Consider the following 15,349-nt stretch of genomic DNA (forward strand, 5'->3'; position numbering starts at 1 on the left):
TCTTTTGAAAGCACGGCGCTCTGGTGCCCGCTCTCCATGAAACCCGAACGAAGGGAACGGTACGATCGAATACGCGGGAAAATTGCTTTCTGTCTTCATTCTCGCCCCATTTGCGGGAAGCCTCCTTGCAATCTTCTTTCCGCCCGATCAACGCGGTGCGACAGCCTGGTTCGCGGGAGCGATCGCGCTTCTGTGTTTCCTCGTCGCCGCCAGCCTCTATCCCTTCGTCACTTCGGGCGGCGTGCTGCGCTACGACATCGCCTGGCTCCCGGAACTCGGCCTCAATTTCACCCTTCGTATGGACGGTTTCGCCTGGCTCTTCACGGTGCTGGTGACGGCGATCGGCGTACTCGTCGTCCTTTACGCCCGCTATTACATGGCCGCGGAAGACCCGGTACCGCGCTTCCTGGCACTGTTTCTCGCCTTCATGGGCTCGATGCTCGGCGTCGTGCTATCAGGCAATCTCATCCTGCTTGCCGTCTTCTGGGAACTGACGAGCATCGTTTCGTTCCTCCTGATCGGCTACTGGCACCACAATGCCCATGCCCGTGACGGCGCCCGCATGGCGTTGACAGTCACCGGCACCGGCGGCCTCTGCATGCTCGTCGGGCTGCTGCTGATGGGCCGCATCGTCGGCAGCTACGACCTCGACGTCGTGCTCGCGTCGGGCGATCTGATCCGCAACTCGCCGCTCTATTTGCCGGTCCTGATCCTGGTCCTGCTCGGCGCGTTGACCAAGAGCGCGCAGTTCCCGTTCCACTTCTGGCTGCCGCAGGCCATGGCAGCGCCCACTCCGGTCTCCGCCTACCTGCACTCCGCAACCATGGTGAAGGCGGGCGTCTTCCTGCTCGTGCGTCTCTGGCCGGTCATGGCCGGCACCGAGGCCTGGTTCTGGATCGTCGGTCTTGCCGGGCTTTCCACCCTGCTGCTCGGCGCCTATTTCGCCATCTTCCAGCAGGACCTCAAAGGCCTGCTGGCCTATTCCACCATCAGCCATCTCGGCCTGATCACGGTGCTCCTGAGCCTTGGAAGCCCGCTTGCTGCGGTCGCCGCGATCTTCCACATCGTCAATCACGCCACCTTCAAGGCGTCGCTGTTCATGGCGGCGGGTATCATCGACCACGAGACCGGCACGCGTGACATGCGCAAGCTCGGCGGGCTGATCCGCTATATGCCTGGAACGGCGGTGCTCGCCATGGTCGCGAGCGCGGCCATGGCTGGTGTTCCGCTTCTGAACGGTTTCATCTCGAAGGAAATGTTCTTCGCCGAGGCGATCGAAACGCACCAGGCCAACGTCCTCGACACGATGACGCCCTATGTCGCGACGCTCGCCGGCATGTTCGCGGTCACCTATTCGCTGCGCTTCATCCATAGCGTCTTCTTCGGCAAGACGCCCGAGGATCTGCCGAAGGTGCCGCACGAGCCGCCGCGCTGGATGCGCGTGCCGATCGAGTTCCTCGTGCTCGCCTGCCTGGTCGTCGGCATTATCCCGGCGATTACCATCGGTCCGTTCCTGCACACGGCGGTCGTATCGATTCTCGGGGCCAGCACGCCCTACTACAGCCTGTCCGTCTGGCATGGCTGGAACCTGCCGCTGATCATGAGCTTCGTCGCGCTGGCAGGCGGTGTCGGTCTCTATTTCCTGATGCGCAACTACCTTGCCACCAGCATCGAAGGGCCGCCGATCTTCCGCCTGCTGCACGGCCAGCGCATTTTCGAGCGCGTGCTGGTGACGCTCTCCTGGAAATGGGCGCGTTCACTCGAACAACGGCTCGGCACCCGGCGGCTACAGCCGCAGATGCGCTTCCTCGTCTTCATCGCCGTTTCCGCCGGCGCGCTACCGCTGCTTCTGAGCCACTACGAGCTGCCACCGCTTCTCGTTCGCAGCATCGATCCCGCCTTCGCGCTGCTCTGGGCGGTCGGCATCGCCTGCGCCATCGGTGCGGCGATCCTTGCGAAATTCCATCGGCTGGCCGCACTCGTGCTGCTTGGCGGCGCCGGTCTCACCACTTGCCTGACCTTCGTCTGGCTTTCGGCACCGGATCTGGCCGTGACCCAGCTCCTCGTCGAAATCGTCACGACGGTCCTCATCCTGCTTGGCCTTCGCTGGTTGCCGAAGCGCATCGAGGACACGCAGGAATCGGAACTGCTTTCGCTGAGGGTCCGCTTCCGCCGCCTGCGCGACTTCCTGCTGGCGGTCGTCGCCGGTGGTGGCGTGGCGCTGATTGCCTATACGATGATGACCCGACCGATGCCGGAAACGATCGCGAGTTACTTCCTGGAGCGTGCCTACAAGGAAGGCGGCGGCACCAACGTCGTCAACGTCATCCTCGTCGACTTCCGCGGCTTCGACACGCTCGGCGAAATCGCCGTTCTGGCGATCGTGGCGCTGACGGTCTTCGCCCTGCTCCTGCGTTTCCGCCCGCAGGCCGACAGCCTGGAGGCCCCGGAGCAGCAGCGCGTCCAGAACGCCTTCGACGACGATCACCCGGATCGCAGCAAGGGCGACAGCGTCGCCGAGTATCTGTTCGTGCCATCAGTCATCATGCGCTGGATGTTCCCGGTTATCGGCATGCTCGCCGCCTATCTGTTCCTGCGTGGCCATGACCTGCCGGGTGGCGGCTTTGCCGCCGGCATCGCCATGTCAATCGGCTTCATCCTGCAATACATGTCCGGCGGTACCCGCTGGGTCGAAGAGCGGCTGCGCATCCATCCGCTGCGCTGGATGAGCATCGGGCTGCTGGTCGCCGCGACCACCGGCATCGGCTCCTGGCTCTTCGGCTATCCGTTCCTCACCTCGCATGCGCAATACGTGACGCTGCCGATCGTCGGGAAGTTCCCGCTGGCGAGTGCGCTGTTCTTCGATCTCGGCGTGTTCTCGCTGGTGCTCGGCGCAACGGTGCTGATCCTCATCGCGCTCGCCCACCAGTCGATCCGCGCGCCGCGCGCCCATGCCCGCGCCATGCGGAGCGGAAAGGAGGCCCGCTAATGGAGATCATTCTTTCTGCCGCGATCGGCGTTCTGACCGCATCCGGCGTCTACCTGCTGCTGCGCCCGCGAACCTATCAGGTGATCATCGGCCTCTCGCTGCTCTCCTATGCGGTCAACCTCTTCATCTTCGGCATGGGGCGCCTTCGCGTGAATGCGCCGCCGGTGCTGGAACCCGGTGGCGTCGGCGATCTCAGCCGCTTCACCGACCCGGTGCCTCAGGCGCTCGTCCTGACAGCGATCGTCATCGGCTTCGCCATGACCGCGCTCTTCCTCGTCGTGCTGCTGGCCTCGCGCGGCTTCACCGGCACGGACCACGTCGACGGCCGGGAGCAGCGCCATGACTAACTGGATGCATCACCTGCTGATCTTGCCGATCCTTCTGCCGCTAATGGTCGGCGCGGCGATGATCCCGATCGACGAGCGCAACCGCATGGCAAAGGGTGTAATGGGCTTCGTCTCGACGCTCGCGCTCTTCGTGCTCTCGATGGTGCTGATGCGCTTCGCCTCGATGGACGGGGCGCCCACCGGCAACGGCGTCTATCAGCTCGGCAATTGGCCCGCGCCCTTCGGCATCGTCCTGGTGCTCGACCGTCTTTCGGCGCTGATGCTGTGCCTGACGAGCGGATTGGCGCTTGCCGCACAGGCCTATTCGATCGCGCGCTGGCACACGTCAGGCCATCATTTCCATTCACTGTTCCAACTGCTGATCGCCGGCCTCAACGGTTCGTTCCTCACCGGCGACCTCTTCAACCTCTTCGTCTTCTTCGAAATGATGCTGGCGGCATCCTACGGCCTGCTCCTGCATGGATCAGGACCAATGCGCGTCAAGGCGGGCCTGCAATACGTGGCGATCAACCTCGCCGCCTCGTCGCTCTTCCTGATCGGCGTAAGCCTGATCTATGGCGCGACCGGAACGCTGAACATGGCCGATCTTTCGATGAAGCTGGCCGCGCTCTCGCCGGACGACCGCCAGATGGTCGAGGTCGGAGCGGGCGTGCTCGGGGTCGCCTTCCTGGTGAAGGCCGGCATGTGGCCTTTGAGCTTCTGGCTGCCTACCGCCTATTCGGCCGCGACACCGCCGGTCGCCGCCGTCTTCGCGATCCTGACCAAGGTCGGCATCTACGTCATCCTCAGGCTTTCGCTGCTGGTCTTCGGCGCGAGCGCCGGCGCGTCTGCAGGTTTCGGCCAGCCGATCCTTCTTGCCGGCGGCCTGTTGACGATCGCCTTCGGCGCGATCGGCGTGCTCGCATCGCAGGCCATGGGCCGGCTTGCCGCCTATTCGGTGCTGGTCTCCTCCGGCACCCTGCTCGCCGCAATCGGCCTCGGCCACCCCGGCATGATCGCCGGTGCGCTGTTCTATCTCGTCAGCTCGACCCTGACGATCGCCGCCTTCTTCCTGCTGATCGAGCTGGTCGAGCGTGGTCGTGACGCCGGCGCCGACGTTCTGGCGGTGACGATGGAAGCCTATGGCGATGCCGATGAGGACGAGGAGGAAGAGGAAGTCGGCGCCGCGATCCCCGGCACCATGGCGATCCTCGGCCTCTGCTTCTGCCTGTGTGCCCTGCTGCTCGCCGGCCTGCCGCCGCTCTCCGGTTTCGTTGCCAAATTCGCGATCCTCGGCGGCCTCTTCGGCCTGTCGGGGACGGAAGCCGCCCCGGCGATTTCCGCAGCCGACTGGACCTATGTCACGTTGCTGATCGTCTCCGGTCTGGCCGCGATGATCGCCATGAACCGCGTCGGCATCCGCACCTTCTGGGCGTCGATCGAAAATACCGTGCCACGGGTGGTGGTCATCGAGATCACACCCGTCGTCGTGCTGCTCGCCACCTGCATATTCCTCAGCGTGCAGGCCGGTCCGACGATGCGCTACATGCAGCAGACGGCGGATTCGCTGTTCGATCCTGCGGGCTACGCAGAACGCGTGCTCACGGCACCCCGGGCGGGAGGCTAGTCAACGATGCGCACCTGGTTCCCCTATCCGCTGCTCTCGATTGCCTTGCTGCTCATCTGGGTGTTGCTCAACCAATCGATCGCGCCCGGCACGCTCGTCATGGGCACGATCCTGGCGACCGGTCTCGGCTGGGTGACGCTGAAGCTCAGCCCGGTCCGCTCCCATCCGCGCCGGGTCCTGTTGATGTTGCGCCTCGGCTTTTCCGTTGCGCTCGACGTGATCCGCTCCAATATCGCGGTTGCCGCGGTCATCCTGCGTGGTCGACGCCGGCCGCCGAACTCAGGCTTCCTCACTGTCGATCTCGATCTTGACGATGAAAACGCCCTGGCGCTGCTTGCCTGTGTCATGACCGCGACGCCGGGAACGGCCTGGCTCGAATACGATCGCCTGCGCAAATCCCTGCTCTTCCACGTGCTCGACATGGAGAACGAGCGCGTCTGGATCGATACGGTCAAGCGTTACGAGGCCGCCTTGAAGGAGATATTCGGATGATGGAACTCACGATCATCTGGTCGATCCTGATTGCCCAGATCATGCTCGGCCTGGCGATGGCCTTCGCCTTCTACCGGATGGTAAGAGGCCCGCGTGCCCAGGACCGCATCCTCGGCCTCGACACGCTCTACATCAACGCCATGCTGATGCTGCTCACTTTCGGCATCCGCACCGCCAACTCGATCTACTTCGAATCGGCGCTGATCGTAGCGCTGATCGGCTTCGTTTCGTCGATCGCCTTCGGCAAGTTCCTGATGCGCGGGGAGATCATCGAATGAGCCACCTCACCGATCTTCCTCTTTGGGCGGCGGTCCTCGTCTGCGGACTGACGCTTCTCGGCGCCGCAGTCGCCTTGGTCGGCTCGATCGGCCTGTTGCGCTTCTCGAACTTCTACGAACGTCTCCATTCGCCGACACTGGCAACGAGCGGCGGCGTTCTGATGATCTGCACCGCCTCGATCATCTGCTTTGCCGTGTTGCAGAACCGCTGGGTCTTCCACGAGATCCTGATCATCGTCTTCGTCGTCGTCACCACACCGGTGACGCTGATGCTGCTCGGACAGGCGGCACTCTATCGCGATCGCGTGGCAGAAAAGAGTGGCGTTCCGCTCAAGCAGCGGCCGCCACGGGATGAGCCCGCGGAATAGGTTTCAAGCACCCATAGCCTCAGATGGCCGCGGCCTACTCGCCGCGCCCTCTGAACCGCCGCTGATAGGCAGGGTCATAGAGCGAGCTTTCACGGAAATCGGAGGCTTCGAGCCCCGGACCGACGAAGATCAGCGCCGTGCGTTCGATCGGCTCTTCCGCCACCTTGGCGGCGATGTCACCGAGCGTGCCGCGCACCACCCGCTCGTCCGGCCAAGACGCCTTGACGACGATGGCAACGGGGCAATTGGCACCGTAGAGCGGCGTCAATTCCTCGACCACCTGCGACAGCGCATGGATGGCAAGATGGATCGCCAGCGTCGCGCCGGTGGCGCCAAAGGCGGCGAGCGTTTCGCTATTCGGCATCGGCGAGGCGCGGCCCGAAACGCGGGTCAGCACCAGGCTTTGTGCCACGGCAGGAATGGTCAGCTCGCGTCCGAGCGCTGAGGCAGCGGCGGCAAAGGACGGAACACCCGGCGTCATCGTATAGGCGATACCGTGCTTTTCGAGCCGGCGGATCTGTTCGGCGACGGCACTCCAGACCGAGAGATCGCCGGAATGAAGCCGCGCCACGTCCAGCCCCTCGTTCGCCGCCTTCACATATTCGGCCTCGATCTCGTCGAGCGACATCGGCGCGGTATCGACGATGCGGGCGCCCGGCGGACAATATTGCAGCAGTTCGGGCGAAACGATCGAGCCGGCATAGAGGCAGACCGGGCAACGCCCGATCAGGTCGCGGCCGCGCACCGTGATGAGGTCCGCAGCCCCCGGGCCGGCGCCGATGAAATGTACGGTCATTTGCTGCTCTCACTTTTCGTTCTGGCGCCGTTGCCGACGCAAACTGCTTCACGCTTCCGCTGGTGCTGCTCTTGTCTTCACACGCAATCTCGGGCGTCAAACCGCTTCGCACTTTTGCTGGTCTTGCTCTCTTGTTCTTACGCAATCCCGAACGCAAAACCGCTTCGCACTTTTGCTGGTCTTGCTTTAGGTCTTCGTCCACGACCACTGCGTTACCGGCATGGCCGGCCGCCAGCCCGTCATCGCGCCGACCGGGCCGGCTCTGGCGATATCGACGCGGATCAGCGAGCCGCCAAGCCGCGCGTGATGATCAAGCAACACCGCTTCCATGTCTGTCGTCACCGCATTGGCAACCAGCCGTCCACCCGGCCTGAGCGCCTCGATCGCTGTATCCATCACGCCCGCTTCGCTGCCGCCACCACCGATGAAGATCGCGTCCGGTTGCGGCAGGCCGGCAAGCGCCGCCGGCGCCTCGCCTTCGACCACCGTCAGTCCCGGCACGCCGAACATCGTCGCGTTGTGGCCGATGCGAGCCGCACGCTCCGGCGACACCTCGATGGAGATCGCCTGCATGGTCGGGTCGGCCAGCATCCATTCGATGCCGATCGAGCCGGAACCACCGCCGATATCCCAGAGCAATTCGCCCTTGCGCGGCGCAAGTGCTGACAGCGTCAGCGCCCGCACTTCCCGCTTGGTGATCTGCCCGTCATGCTCGAACAGCGCGTCGTCGCGGCCGGCCGCAAGTGGCAGGATGCGGGCACCCTCATCGGCCGTCACCTCGATGGCGCAGACATTGAGCGGATGCACGAGGCCAAGCATGAAGCGCGACGCGATCTGCGTCGTCACCCGCTCGCCGGCACCGCCAAGCGCTTCCAGCACCGTCAGCCGCGACTGACCGAAGCCGCTAGAGACCAGAAGCTCGGCAAGATCCCGTGGGCCTGCTCCGTCGGACGTCAGCGTCAGAACACGCGCGCCCGGATGCAAATGCGGTCGCACCAGATCGAGCGGACGCCCATGCACGGAAACGAGCGTCGCATCCTGCAGCGCCCAGCCGAGGCGCGAGGCGGCAAGGCTGATCGACGACGGCGCGGGAAGCGTGCGGATTTCGGCAGAGGCGATCCGGCGTGCCAGCGTCACGCCGACGCCGAAGAAGAACGGGTCGCCCGAAGCAAGCACCACCACGGGCGTGCCGCGACGCGCGACAATCTCGACGACAGAGCGTTCCAGCGGGCTCTGCCAATTGTGGGCCTCACCCTTGATGAGCGGCGCAGCCAGTTCCAGATGGCGATGGCCGCCATAGACGACAGGCGCCTCGGCAATCAGTCGCTTGGCCTCGTCGCCGAGACCCGCTACACCATCCTCACCGATACCGATAACGGTCAGCCAGGGGGAGACGATGGCGGGTTCGCTGTTCGACACGTCAGCCATGGAAAAACCTCGCATTCTGATTTTGGGCGGCACCACCGAGGCGCGCGAGCTCGCGCGCCGGTTGGCCGAAGACGTCCGCTACGACACCGCAATCTCGCTCGCCGGCCGCACAGCCGACCCGCGACCGCAGCCGGTCAGGACCCGCATTGGCGGTTTCGGCGGCGCCGATGGGCTGGCGCATTTCCTGCGCGACGAGAACATTGCGTTGCTGGTCGACGCCACGCATCCCTTTGCGGCGCGCATATCGCACAATGCCGAGGCAGCGGCGCAAAGAGCCGGAATTCCGTTGCTTGCGCTTCGCCGACCGGAATGGCTGCCGCTCCCCGACGACCGCTGGACCCCCGTCGACAGCGTTGTCGAAGCGGTGAGCGCGCTCGGTGATCGCCGTCGCCGCGTCTTCCTTGCCATCGGCCGGCAGGAAGCTTTCCACTTCGAGGTGGCGCCACAGCACAGCTATGTCATCCGCAGCGTCGATCCGGTGACGCCGCCGCTCAATCTGCCCGACCAGGAGGCGATTTTGGCGACCGGCCCCTTCAAGGAAACCGACGAAGCCGAACTGCTCACGAGCCGGAAGATCGACGTGATCGTTGCCAAGAACAGCGGCGGCAGCGCCACCTATGGCAAGATCGCCGCAGCGCGGCGGCTGGGCATCGAGGTGATCATGATCGAGCGGCGCAAGCCCGCGGACGTGCCGACGGCAGGCAGTTGCGACGAGGCGCTCGACCGCATCGCTCACTGGCTCGCTCCCGCATAGAAGCGCGGCGTGTAGACGAGATCCGGCTGACCATCACGCTCGACGATGCGTGTTTCCGGCGAACCGATGATGACGCAGGTCGCCATGTCGGCGCGGTTGGCATCTGCTTCGCCAAGCGGCATCACGGCAATGCGCTCGTCCGGCCGCCCGGCGGCCCGACCGAAGATGACCGGCACCGTTGCCGGCAGAACGCCACGCAGGATCTCGAAGGCCTCGCCGAGTTGCCACGGGCGCGCCTTGCTGATCGGGTTGTAGAGCGCAATGACCAGCCCCGCTTCCGCCGCCAGTCGGAGGCGCCTGACGATGACCTCCCAGGGCTTCAGATTGTCGGAGAGCGACATCGCACAAAAATCGTGACCGAGCGGCGCACCGATACGGGCAGCAACGGCGAGCATCGCGGTCACTCCCGGCGTGATCACCAGCTCGACCGATTTCCATTCCGCAGGCCCCTTGTCGATCGCCTCGCAGACGGCGGCTGCCATGGCAAAGACTCCGGGATCACCGCCGGAGACCATGCAGACCTTGGCACCGGCCGCAGCCCGCGTCAGCGCGACTTGCGCACGATCAAGTTCCTCGCGATTGTCGGAGGCGACGCGCAGCTGGTCGGGGCGCAGGTTCAGCCGGTCGAGATAGGGGAAGTAGCCGTAGAACTCTTCAGCCTCCGCGACGGCTTCCGCCGTTTCTGGCGTCATCTGCTTCGGGCTGCCCGGGCCGGTCCCGACCACATAGAGCGTGCCGGTCATGGCCTGTCCTTCCAGCCGGGCACGAGCACCAGCGAGAAATAGGGCGCGTCGTCGTCGGCCTTTTCAGCAAGCGCCGTCATCGCCGCGTTCTTCATCGTACCGCGTTCGACATAAACCGCCTGGCCGAGACGGCCGGAGGCAGCAAGCGCCCGCCGGATCTTCGGCAGGTTGCGCCCAACCTTCATGATGACCGCGGCTTCCGTATCCTTGAGCCGCCGGCCGAGTTCGGCCTCAGCCATCGTGCCCGGAAGCACGGAAAGCACGTCATCGCCCTGCACCAGCGGCAGGCCGGCAAGCGACCAGCAGCCGGACATCGCGGTAATGCCGGGGATCACCTCGACCGGGAAGCGGTTGGCGAGCCGCACATGCAGGTGCATGTAGGAGCCATAAAACAAAGGATCGCCTTCGCTGAGCACCGCCACCGTGCGGCCGGCCAGAAGATGCGCCGCCACGGCTTCGGCGGACACGTTGTAGAAATCGGTGATCTGGCTCTTGTACGCGCCATCGTCCTTGTCGATCTCGGTCGTCACTGGATAGTAGAGCGGCAGCTCAACCATATCCGGCTTCAACAGGCCTTCGACCACGGCGCGGCCATTGCCGCTGCGCCCGGCCTTGGCGAAATAGGCAAGCACATCGGCTTCGCCGAGCGCCTTCACCGCCTTGACAGTCAGGAGCTCCGGGTCGCCCGGTCCGGTTCCAACGCCGATCAGGCGCCCAACGCAAGCCGCGCTCACAGGCCCGGTCTCGCGAGCGAATTGAGCGCCGCTGCGGTCATGGCGCTGCCGCCGAGGCGGCCGCGGACGATCGCGAAGGGAACTCCGTATGAGTTTTCGGCGAGCGCATCCTTCGATTCCGCTGCACCGACAAAACCGACGGGCATGCCGAGGATCGCCGCGGGCTTCGGCGCGCCGTCGCGCAGCATTTCGAGCAGGAAGAACAGCGCCGTCGGCGCGTTGCCGATCGCGACCACCGACCCGGCCATGCGCTCACTCCAGAGTTTCAGCGCGGCGGCAGAACGGGTATTGCCGATCTCGGCAGCAATCTCAGGCGTGCGCGGATCGCGCAGCGTGCAGATCACCTCGTTGCCGGCAGGCAGGCGCGCGCGGGTAACCCCGTGCACGACCATCTCGGCGTCGCAGAGGATCGGCGCGCCAGCCTTCAGTGCCGCGCGGGCGGAGGTGACGAAATCGGGAGAGAAGACGAACTGCCTGGCCGCCTCGACCGAGCCGCAGGCATGCACCATGCGCACGGCCACATCCGCTTCTTCATCGGAAAATCCCGAGAGATCGGCCTCGGCGCGAATGATGGCGAAGGAACGCTCGTAGATGGCGTTGCCATCGCGAATGTAATCATACTCAGGCATGTCTATCCCTGTTCGAACGCTGCCGAGACGCGCGCAGCTCCGAGCCGTGTAAGACAGGACTGCGCCGATTCGCCAGCGTCTTTGTTTTGCCGCACCAGCCGGCCGAGCCGGGCGAGCGCGGATTCCATTCCATTCTCATCGGTGTAGGCGCTTGGCAAGCCATTGGCAGCCCCATTTACGACAAGGCCGTATCCTGAAGGCGCACCGACCAGCGTCAGTTCGCTCGGCCTCGGCCGGGCACAGCCCTTGGCGCAACCCGAGAGATGCACGGTAAGCGAACCGTCGAGCAGCTCGGGCGCCATCTCGACGAGGCGCTGCGCCATGCCCTTGGTCTCCATCCAAGCTGACGCGCAGCCCTTGCTGCCGGCGCAGGTGGCGATCGCATTGCGCGGGTCGCCTTCAGTCAGGCGAAAACCATGCGCAGAGGCGAGGCTCTGCGCGACGGCAGCCGCTTCGCGCGTGAGACCGAGCACGAAAAAGGCATGCCCCGGCGCGAGCCGGATCGCATTGGCGCCGAGATCTTGGGCCTGTTGGAGGAAGGAGGTCAGCACAGAGGCTTCCACTTGAGCGAAGGCGAGCCCGAGGCCGAGAACGACGCCAGCGTCATCCAATGCATGAATGCCGGGTATTGCGAGCGGGGCGGTGGGAGCTGCCAAACGCTCGCCGACCGGTTCACAGCGACAGAATTCTCGGATCTCGACCGGGTCCAGGTCGCGCCCGCGAGCCGCAGCACCAAGGGCCGCGAGTTTTTCCAGAATGGCGACCAATGCCGACACCACCTCGTCGCCGGCAAATATTCCGACAACGGCGCCACGGGCGGCCGTCCCGCCAAGCGACAGCAGCCAAGCGACACCAACCGGCGTCGAAAGTGCTTTCAAACGGACATCGGCAACAACGCCATCGAGCTCGAAGCGGCCGCTGCCGTCGATGACGACGGAGAGTTTCGGTGCGAGCTTCAGGGGCGGCTGGTGTCCTTGCAAGGCTTCCCGCAGCCCCATCGCGATCGGACGGGGATCGACGATTTCAGCCGGATCGATCCCGGCCAAAGGCGGCACCTCGATCGCAAGGCCCTCGGCAATCGTGATTTCGGCATCACCGATCGCCTGCGCCAGATCAGGCACGGTCGCCGGGCTCAAACCACGAAGCTGCAGGTTTCCGCGCGCGGTGATCTCGATGATGCCGTTGCCGAAGCGTTCGGCAGCTGCCGCAAGCGCGATAATTTTCGGAATGGTCAGGCTGTCGTCGCCTGGCTTCAGCCGCACCAGCAACCCGTCGCCGGTCTGCATCGGCGCTGCCAGCGACGGACAGGCGCCGCGCCGCATCGCGACGCTGGCATCGGCTTCTCCGGTCGATGGAAGGGCGCAGGTGGTCATCAAATCCGTCATCGCTTGAGGCTCTCCTCCCTGAAGACGCCTCCAAAGACGCTATAACACAGCCATAAACCTTGAGTGAGATCAAACACGACGCGGATCTGCCCGCCCGTCATTCCTCGAAGTCGGCACCCTTGCGCAGCAGGTAGATATCCATGATCCAGCCCATCTTCTCGCGCGCCGCAGCCCGCGTTTCGAGGATCCGATCCTTCACCTCTGCAAGGCGGCCGGAGATGACGATCTCGTCCGGCGTGCCGAGATAGGCGCCCCAATAGATCTCCGCATCCGGATCGTCGATCCGCTGAAATGCCTGCTCGCCGTCGAGCATGACGACAGAGGTCTGGCTTCTTTCAGGAAAGCTCTCGTGCAGCCGGCGACCAGTGGTGATCTCCACCGGCTTGCCGACGAGGTTCAACGGAATCCGGTGGCTGGCGCAGAGCGCCTGCAGGCTGGTGATCCCCGGCAGCACGTCATAGTCGAAGGCGACGTGCCCGCGCGCCTTCACACGCTCGATGATGCGGATGGTACTGTCGTAGAGCATCGGATCGCCCCAGACGAGAAACGCGCCGATGCCCTCCTCGCCCAACTCCTTCGACAGAAGCTCTTCGTAGATCGCAGCAATCCGGGCATGCCAGTCATCGACGCTGCCGTCGTAGCTGACGCCCTCGGTGCGGCGCACCGGCACGGCGAATTCCACGGTGCGGCTGTCGCTGCGCGTCACGTAGCGGGCGCAGATCTCGCGGCGCACTTCGGCAAGCTCGGTCTTCTTCGCTCCCTTGGTCGGGATGAACAGAACATCGGCCCGGTTGAGCGCGTTGATCGCCTGCACGGTCATATGCTCAGGATTGCCCGAACCGATGCCGATGACCAGAATTTTGCGCATTCCCTCGCCTCCGCCTGCCTTCTCTCGGTGTCTTTGGCGGATCGCCGTCACCGGCGCAAGACCTTACCGCGACAGCGGAAACGCCAACGCCGACCTCAGTTCATTTCGGCGACCGCCGGATTTTCAGGCAGCCGCCAGTCGATCGGATCAAAACCCTTGGATTCCAGGAAGGCGTTGGCCTGCGAGAAATGCCGGCAGCCGAGAAAGCCGGAATGGGCCGACAATGGCGACGGGTGCGGAGCACGCAGCACCAGATGGCGCGAGCGATCGACGAAGGACGCCTTCTTCTGCGCATAGGAACCCCAGAGCATGAAGACGACGGGATGATCGGCCTCGTTGACGGCGCGGATGATCGCGTCGGTGAACTTCTCCCAACCGCGCCCCTGATGCGAGGCCGCGTTGCCGCGCTCGACCGTCAGCACGCTGTTTAAGAGCAACACGCCCTGCTTCGCCCAGCTTTCGAGGAACCCGTGCCGCGCCGGCGGAATGCCGAGATCGCTGTTCAGTTCCTTGTAGATGTTGACGAGCGACGGCGGTGTACGCACGCCCGGGCGCACGCTGAAGCAGAGCCCATGCGCCTGACCGTCGCCGTGATACGGATCCTGGCCGAGAATGACGACGCGCACCTTGTCGAGCGGCGTCAGGTCCAGCGCGCGGAAATATTCCGGTCCGCGCGGAAAGATCTGCCGGCCTTCATTCCTTTGGGCAACGAGGAACTGCTTGAGATCGGCCATGTAGGCGCTCGCAAACTCCGGCGCCAGCGCTGCCTTCCAGCTCTCTTCGAGCTTCACCGCCGTTTCCATTGCACCTCCGGTCCATCTCTTTCCTTCGAGGCCAGCAATTTAGGCCGACCGGCCGCCACCGCAAGCCCAATCGCCGCCAGCCACCAGGTGGTGCACGGCTTTTGTCCGAGACACCGCACGACCGACCGTGCGCGGCACTAGCGGCCCGCAAGAGCATTGTATTTCAATGGATACAACGGTAATCAGGATTCGATAACGTTGTATCCTAAGAGATATCACGCTTAGTTGGAGGAAATCGATGATCAAGAGAAGAGACTGGCTGAAGGGCCTGGTGTTGGCGCTCGGGCTCGCATGGGCCGGCAGCACCGTCATGCCGGCGTCGGCGCAGGCCGAAGAAAAGGTAACCGTGTTTGCGGCCGCAAGCCTCAAGAACGCACTCGATGCGATCAATGCCGAGTGGCAGAAGGAAAGCGGCAAGGAAACCACCGTTTCCTATGCGGCAAGTTCCGCGCTCGCCAAGCAGGTGGAACAGGGGGCGCCTGCCGATGTCTTCATCTCTGCCGACCTCGCCTGGATGGACTATCTAGCCGAAAAGAAGCTGATCAAGGACGACACGCGTTCGAACCTGCTCGGCAACCGCATCGTGCTCGTTTCCGGCAAGGCTGATGCCGCGGTCGTCGACATCAAGCAGGGGTTCGACCTCGCGGCCGTCCTCGGCGATGGTCGCCTCGCCATGGGTGCGGTCGATTCCGTTCCGGCCGGCAAATACGGCAAGGCCGCACTTGAAAAGCTCGGTGCCTGGAAGGCCGTAGAGCCCAAGGTCGCCGGCGCGGAGAGCGTACGCGCTGCCCTGCTGCTCGTTTCGCGCGGCGAAGCACCCTACGGCATCGTCTACCAGACCGACGCCGCCGCCGATCCAGGCGTCAAGGTCGTCGGCACCTTCCCGGAAGACAGCCATCCACCGATCATCTACCCGATCGCGATCACGGCCGAAAGCAAGAGCCCGGATGCCGCGGCCTATGTCGACTTCGTCAAGTCGGCGAAGGCTGCAGCGCTCTTCGAAAAGCAGGGCTTCACGGTCCTGAAGTAACGGGTTTCAAATAACGTCGGGTGCAACCTGTCCAGAGGACGGCGAAGCATCTATCGTCATGGCCGCGTCCCCCGCGCCCAAACGCGGGCGACGCGGTCA

At 64.5% G+C, this 15,349-nt stretch carries 16 protein-coding genes; 8 read left to right on the forward strand and 8 right to left on the reverse strand.

The genetic code is table 11. The annotated features are described in order from the left end of the window. Positions 1-82 precede the first annotated feature (82 nt). From PWG15_RS16250 to mnhG, 6 genes are read left to right on the forward strand one after another with little or no spacing between them, the layout of a single operon-like run. On the forward strand, positions 83-2,989 hold the full coding sequence (locus tag PWG15_RS16250) for a monovalent cation/H+ antiporter subunit A (RefSeq protein ID WP_275021552.1): 2,907 nt from the start codon (positions 83-85) through the stop codon (positions 2,987-2,989). Then, positions 2,989-3,336, forward strand: coding sequence for a Na+/H+ antiporter subunit C (locus tag PWG15_RS16255; RefSeq protein WP_034787081.1), 348 nt, complete (start codon positions 2,989-2,991; stop codon positions 3,334-3,336). Before PWG15_RS16250 ends, PWG15_RS16255 begins: the two co-directional genes overlap by 1 nt. After that, positions 3,329-4,942: a monovalent cation/H+ antiporter subunit D gene (locus PWG15_RS16260; RefSeq protein ID WP_275021558.1), complete on the forward strand. Its 1,614-nt coding sequence runs from the start codon at positions 3,329-3,331 to the stop codon at positions 4,940-4,942. The genes PWG15_RS16255 and PWG15_RS16260 overlap by 8 nt, the downstream gene beginning before the upstream one ends. Before the next feature lie 6 nt (positions 4,943-4,948). Continuing rightward, complete coding sequence (locus PWG15_RS16265; protein ID WP_275021560.1) at positions 4,949-5,434, forward strand: Na+/H+ antiporter subunit E; 486 nt, start codon at positions 4,949-4,951, stop codon at positions 5,432-5,434. Then, a complete protein-coding gene (locus PWG15_RS16270; protein WP_057254530.1) occupies positions 5,431-5,712 on the forward strand; it encodes a K+/H+ antiporter subunit F in 282 nt (93 codons plus the stop codon). The genes PWG15_RS16265 and PWG15_RS16270 overlap by 4 nt, the downstream gene beginning before the upstream one ends. Further along, positions 5,709-6,080, forward strand: coding sequence for a monovalent cation/H(+) antiporter subunit G (gene mnhG, locus PWG15_RS16275; RefSeq protein WP_275021564.1), 372 nt, complete (start codon positions 5,709-5,711; stop codon positions 6,078-6,080). The genes PWG15_RS16270 and mnhG overlap by 4 nt, the downstream gene beginning before the upstream one ends. Before the next feature lie 34 nt (positions 6,081-6,114). Here the strand turns inward: mnhG and cobM are convergent, their stop codons facing one another. Beyond that, positions 6,115-6,876 carry a precorrin-4 C(11)-methyltransferase gene (gene cobM, locus PWG15_RS16280; protein WP_275021566.1) on the reverse strand — a complete coding sequence of 254 codons (762 nt, stop codon included), beginning with the start codon at positions 6,874-6,876 and terminating at the stop codon, positions 6,115-6,117. Positions 6,877-7,062: 186 nt separating this feature from the next. Beyond that, positions 7,063-8,304, reverse strand: a complete 1,242-nt coding sequence (gene cbiE / locus PWG15_RS16285; protein WP_275021568.1) for a precorrin-6y C5,15-methyltransferase (decarboxylating) subunit CbiE — start codon at positions 8,302-8,304, stop codon at positions 7,063-7,065. On the opposite strand from cbiE, the gene PWG15_RS16290 reads away from it, so the two are divergent. Continuing rightward, complete coding sequence (locus PWG15_RS16290) at positions 8,273-9,058, forward strand: cobalt-precorrin-6A reductase (protein ID WP_275021569.1); 786 nt, start codon at positions 8,273-8,275, stop codon at positions 9,056-9,058. The two genes, cbiE and PWG15_RS16290, sit on opposite strands and share 32 nt — an antisense overlap. Here the strand turns inward: PWG15_RS16290 and PWG15_RS16295 are convergent. The 6 genes from PWG15_RS16295 to ung all read right to left on the reverse strand — a co-directional run bounded on the left by PWG15_RS16295 (position 9,037) and on the right by ung (position 14,220). After that, the gene (locus tag PWG15_RS16295) at positions 9,037-9,801 is read right to left on the reverse strand and encodes a precorrin-3B C(17)-methyltransferase (protein ID WP_275021570.1); all 765 of its coding nucleotides are present in this window, start codon (positions 9,799-9,801) and stop codon (positions 9,037-9,039) included. The two genes, PWG15_RS16290 and PWG15_RS16295, sit on opposite strands and share 22 nt — an antisense overlap. Further along, the gene (locus PWG15_RS16300) at positions 9,798-10,535 is read right to left on the reverse strand and encodes a precorrin-2 C(20)-methyltransferase (RefSeq protein WP_275021571.1); all 738 of its coding nucleotides are present in this window, start codon (positions 10,533-10,535) and stop codon (positions 9,798-9,800) included. Before PWG15_RS16300 ends, PWG15_RS16295 begins: the two co-directional genes overlap by 4 nt. Beyond that, positions 10,532-11,164, reverse strand: a complete 633-nt coding sequence (locus PWG15_RS16305) for a precorrin-8X methylmutase (RefSeq protein ID WP_275021573.1) — start codon at positions 11,162-11,164, stop codon at positions 10,532-10,534. The genes PWG15_RS16300 and PWG15_RS16305 overlap by 4 nt, the downstream gene beginning before the upstream one ends. 2 nt (positions 11,165-11,166) lie before the next feature. Then, positions 11,167-12,537: a precorrin-3B synthase gene (gene cobG, locus PWG15_RS16310; protein WP_275024441.1), complete on the reverse strand. Its 1,371-nt coding sequence runs from the start codon at positions 12,535-12,537 to the stop codon at positions 11,167-11,169. A 109-nt stretch (positions 12,538-12,646) separates the two neighbouring features. Then, positions 12,647-13,417, reverse strand: coding sequence for a precorrin-6A synthase (deacetylating) (gene cobF / locus PWG15_RS16315; protein WP_275021574.1), 771 nt, complete (start codon positions 13,415-13,417; stop codon positions 12,647-12,649). A gap of 95 nt (positions 13,418-13,512) precedes the next feature. Further along, the gene (gene ung / locus PWG15_RS16320; protein ID WP_275021575.1) at positions 13,513-14,220 is read right to left on the reverse strand and encodes a uracil-DNA glycosylase; all 708 of its coding nucleotides are present in this window, start codon (positions 14,218-14,220) and stop codon (positions 13,513-13,515) included. Positions 14,221-14,458: 238 nt separating this feature from the next. Between ung and modA the strand changes: the two genes are divergently transcribed. Further along, complete coding sequence (gene modA, locus PWG15_RS16325; RefSeq protein ID WP_275021576.1) at positions 14,459-15,250, forward strand: molybdate ABC transporter substrate-binding protein; 792 nt, start codon at positions 14,459-14,461, stop codon at positions 15,248-15,250. Positions 15,251-15,349: the final 99 nt, after the last annotated feature.

Source organism: Ensifer adhaerens (assembly GCF_028993555.1).
In the GTDB taxonomy this organism is placed as follows: domain Bacteria; phylum Pseudomonadota; class Alphaproteobacteria; order Rhizobiales; family Rhizobiaceae; genus Ensifer; species Ensifer adhaerens_I.

What these genes read in the sequence shown, in the direction of transcription:
- PWG15_RS16255 (WP_034787081.1), top strand. Translation starts at nt 2,989, where the DNA reads ATGGAGATCATTCTTTCTGCCGCGATCGGCGTTCTGACCGCATCCGGC.
- PWG15_RS16260 (WP_275021558.1), top strand. Translation starts at nt 3,329, where the DNA reads ATGACTAACTGGATGCATCACCTGCTGATCTTGCCGATCCTTCTGCCG.
- PWG15_RS16265 (WP_275021560.1), top strand. Translation starts at nt 4,949, where the DNA reads ATGCGCACCTGGTTCCCCTATCCGCTGCTCTCGATTGCCTTGCTGCTC.
- PWG15_RS16270 (WP_057254530.1), top strand. Translation starts at nt 5,431, where the DNA reads ATGATGGAACTCACGATCATCTGGTCGATCCTGATTGCCCAGATCATG.
- mnhG (WP_275021564.1), top strand. Translation starts at nt 5,709, where the DNA reads ATGAGCCACCTCACCGATCTTCCTCTTTGGGCGGCGGTCCTCGTCTGC.
- cobM (WP_275021566.1), bottom strand. Translation starts at nt 6,876, where the DNA reads ATGACCGTACATTTCATCGGCGCCGGCCCGGGGGCTGCGGACCTCATC.
- PWG15_RS16290 (WP_275021569.1), top strand. Translation starts at nt 8,273, where the DNA reads ATGGCGGGTTCGCTGTTCGACACGTCAGCCATGGAAAAACCTCGCATT.
- cbiE (WP_275021568.1), bottom strand. Translation starts at nt 8,304, where the DNA reads ATGGCTGACGTGTCGAACAGCGAACCCGCCATCGTCTCCCCCTGGCTG.
- PWG15_RS16295 (WP_275021570.1), bottom strand. Translation starts at nt 9,801, where the DNA reads ATGACCGGCACGCTCTATGTGGTCGGGACCGGCCCGGGCAGCCCGAAG.
- PWG15_RS16305 (WP_275021573.1), bottom strand. Translation starts at nt 11,164, where the DNA reads ATGCCTGAGTATGATTACATTCGCGATGGCAACGCCATCTACGAGCGT.
- cobG (WP_275024441.1), bottom strand. Translation starts at nt 12,537, where the DNA reads ATGACCACCTGCGCCCTTCCATCGACCGGAGAAGCCGATGCCAGCGTC.
- cobF (WP_275021574.1), bottom strand. Translation starts at nt 13,417, where the DNA reads ATGCGCAAAATTCTGGTCATCGGCATCGGTTCGGGCAATCCTGAGCAT.
- ung (WP_275021575.1), bottom strand. Translation starts at nt 14,220, where the DNA reads ATGGAAACGGCGGTGAAGCTCGAAGAGAGCTGGAAGGCAGCGCTGGCG.
- modA (WP_275021576.1), top strand. Translation starts at nt 14,459, where the DNA reads ATGATCAAGAGAAGAGACTGGCTGAAGGGCCTGGTGTTGGCGCTCGGG.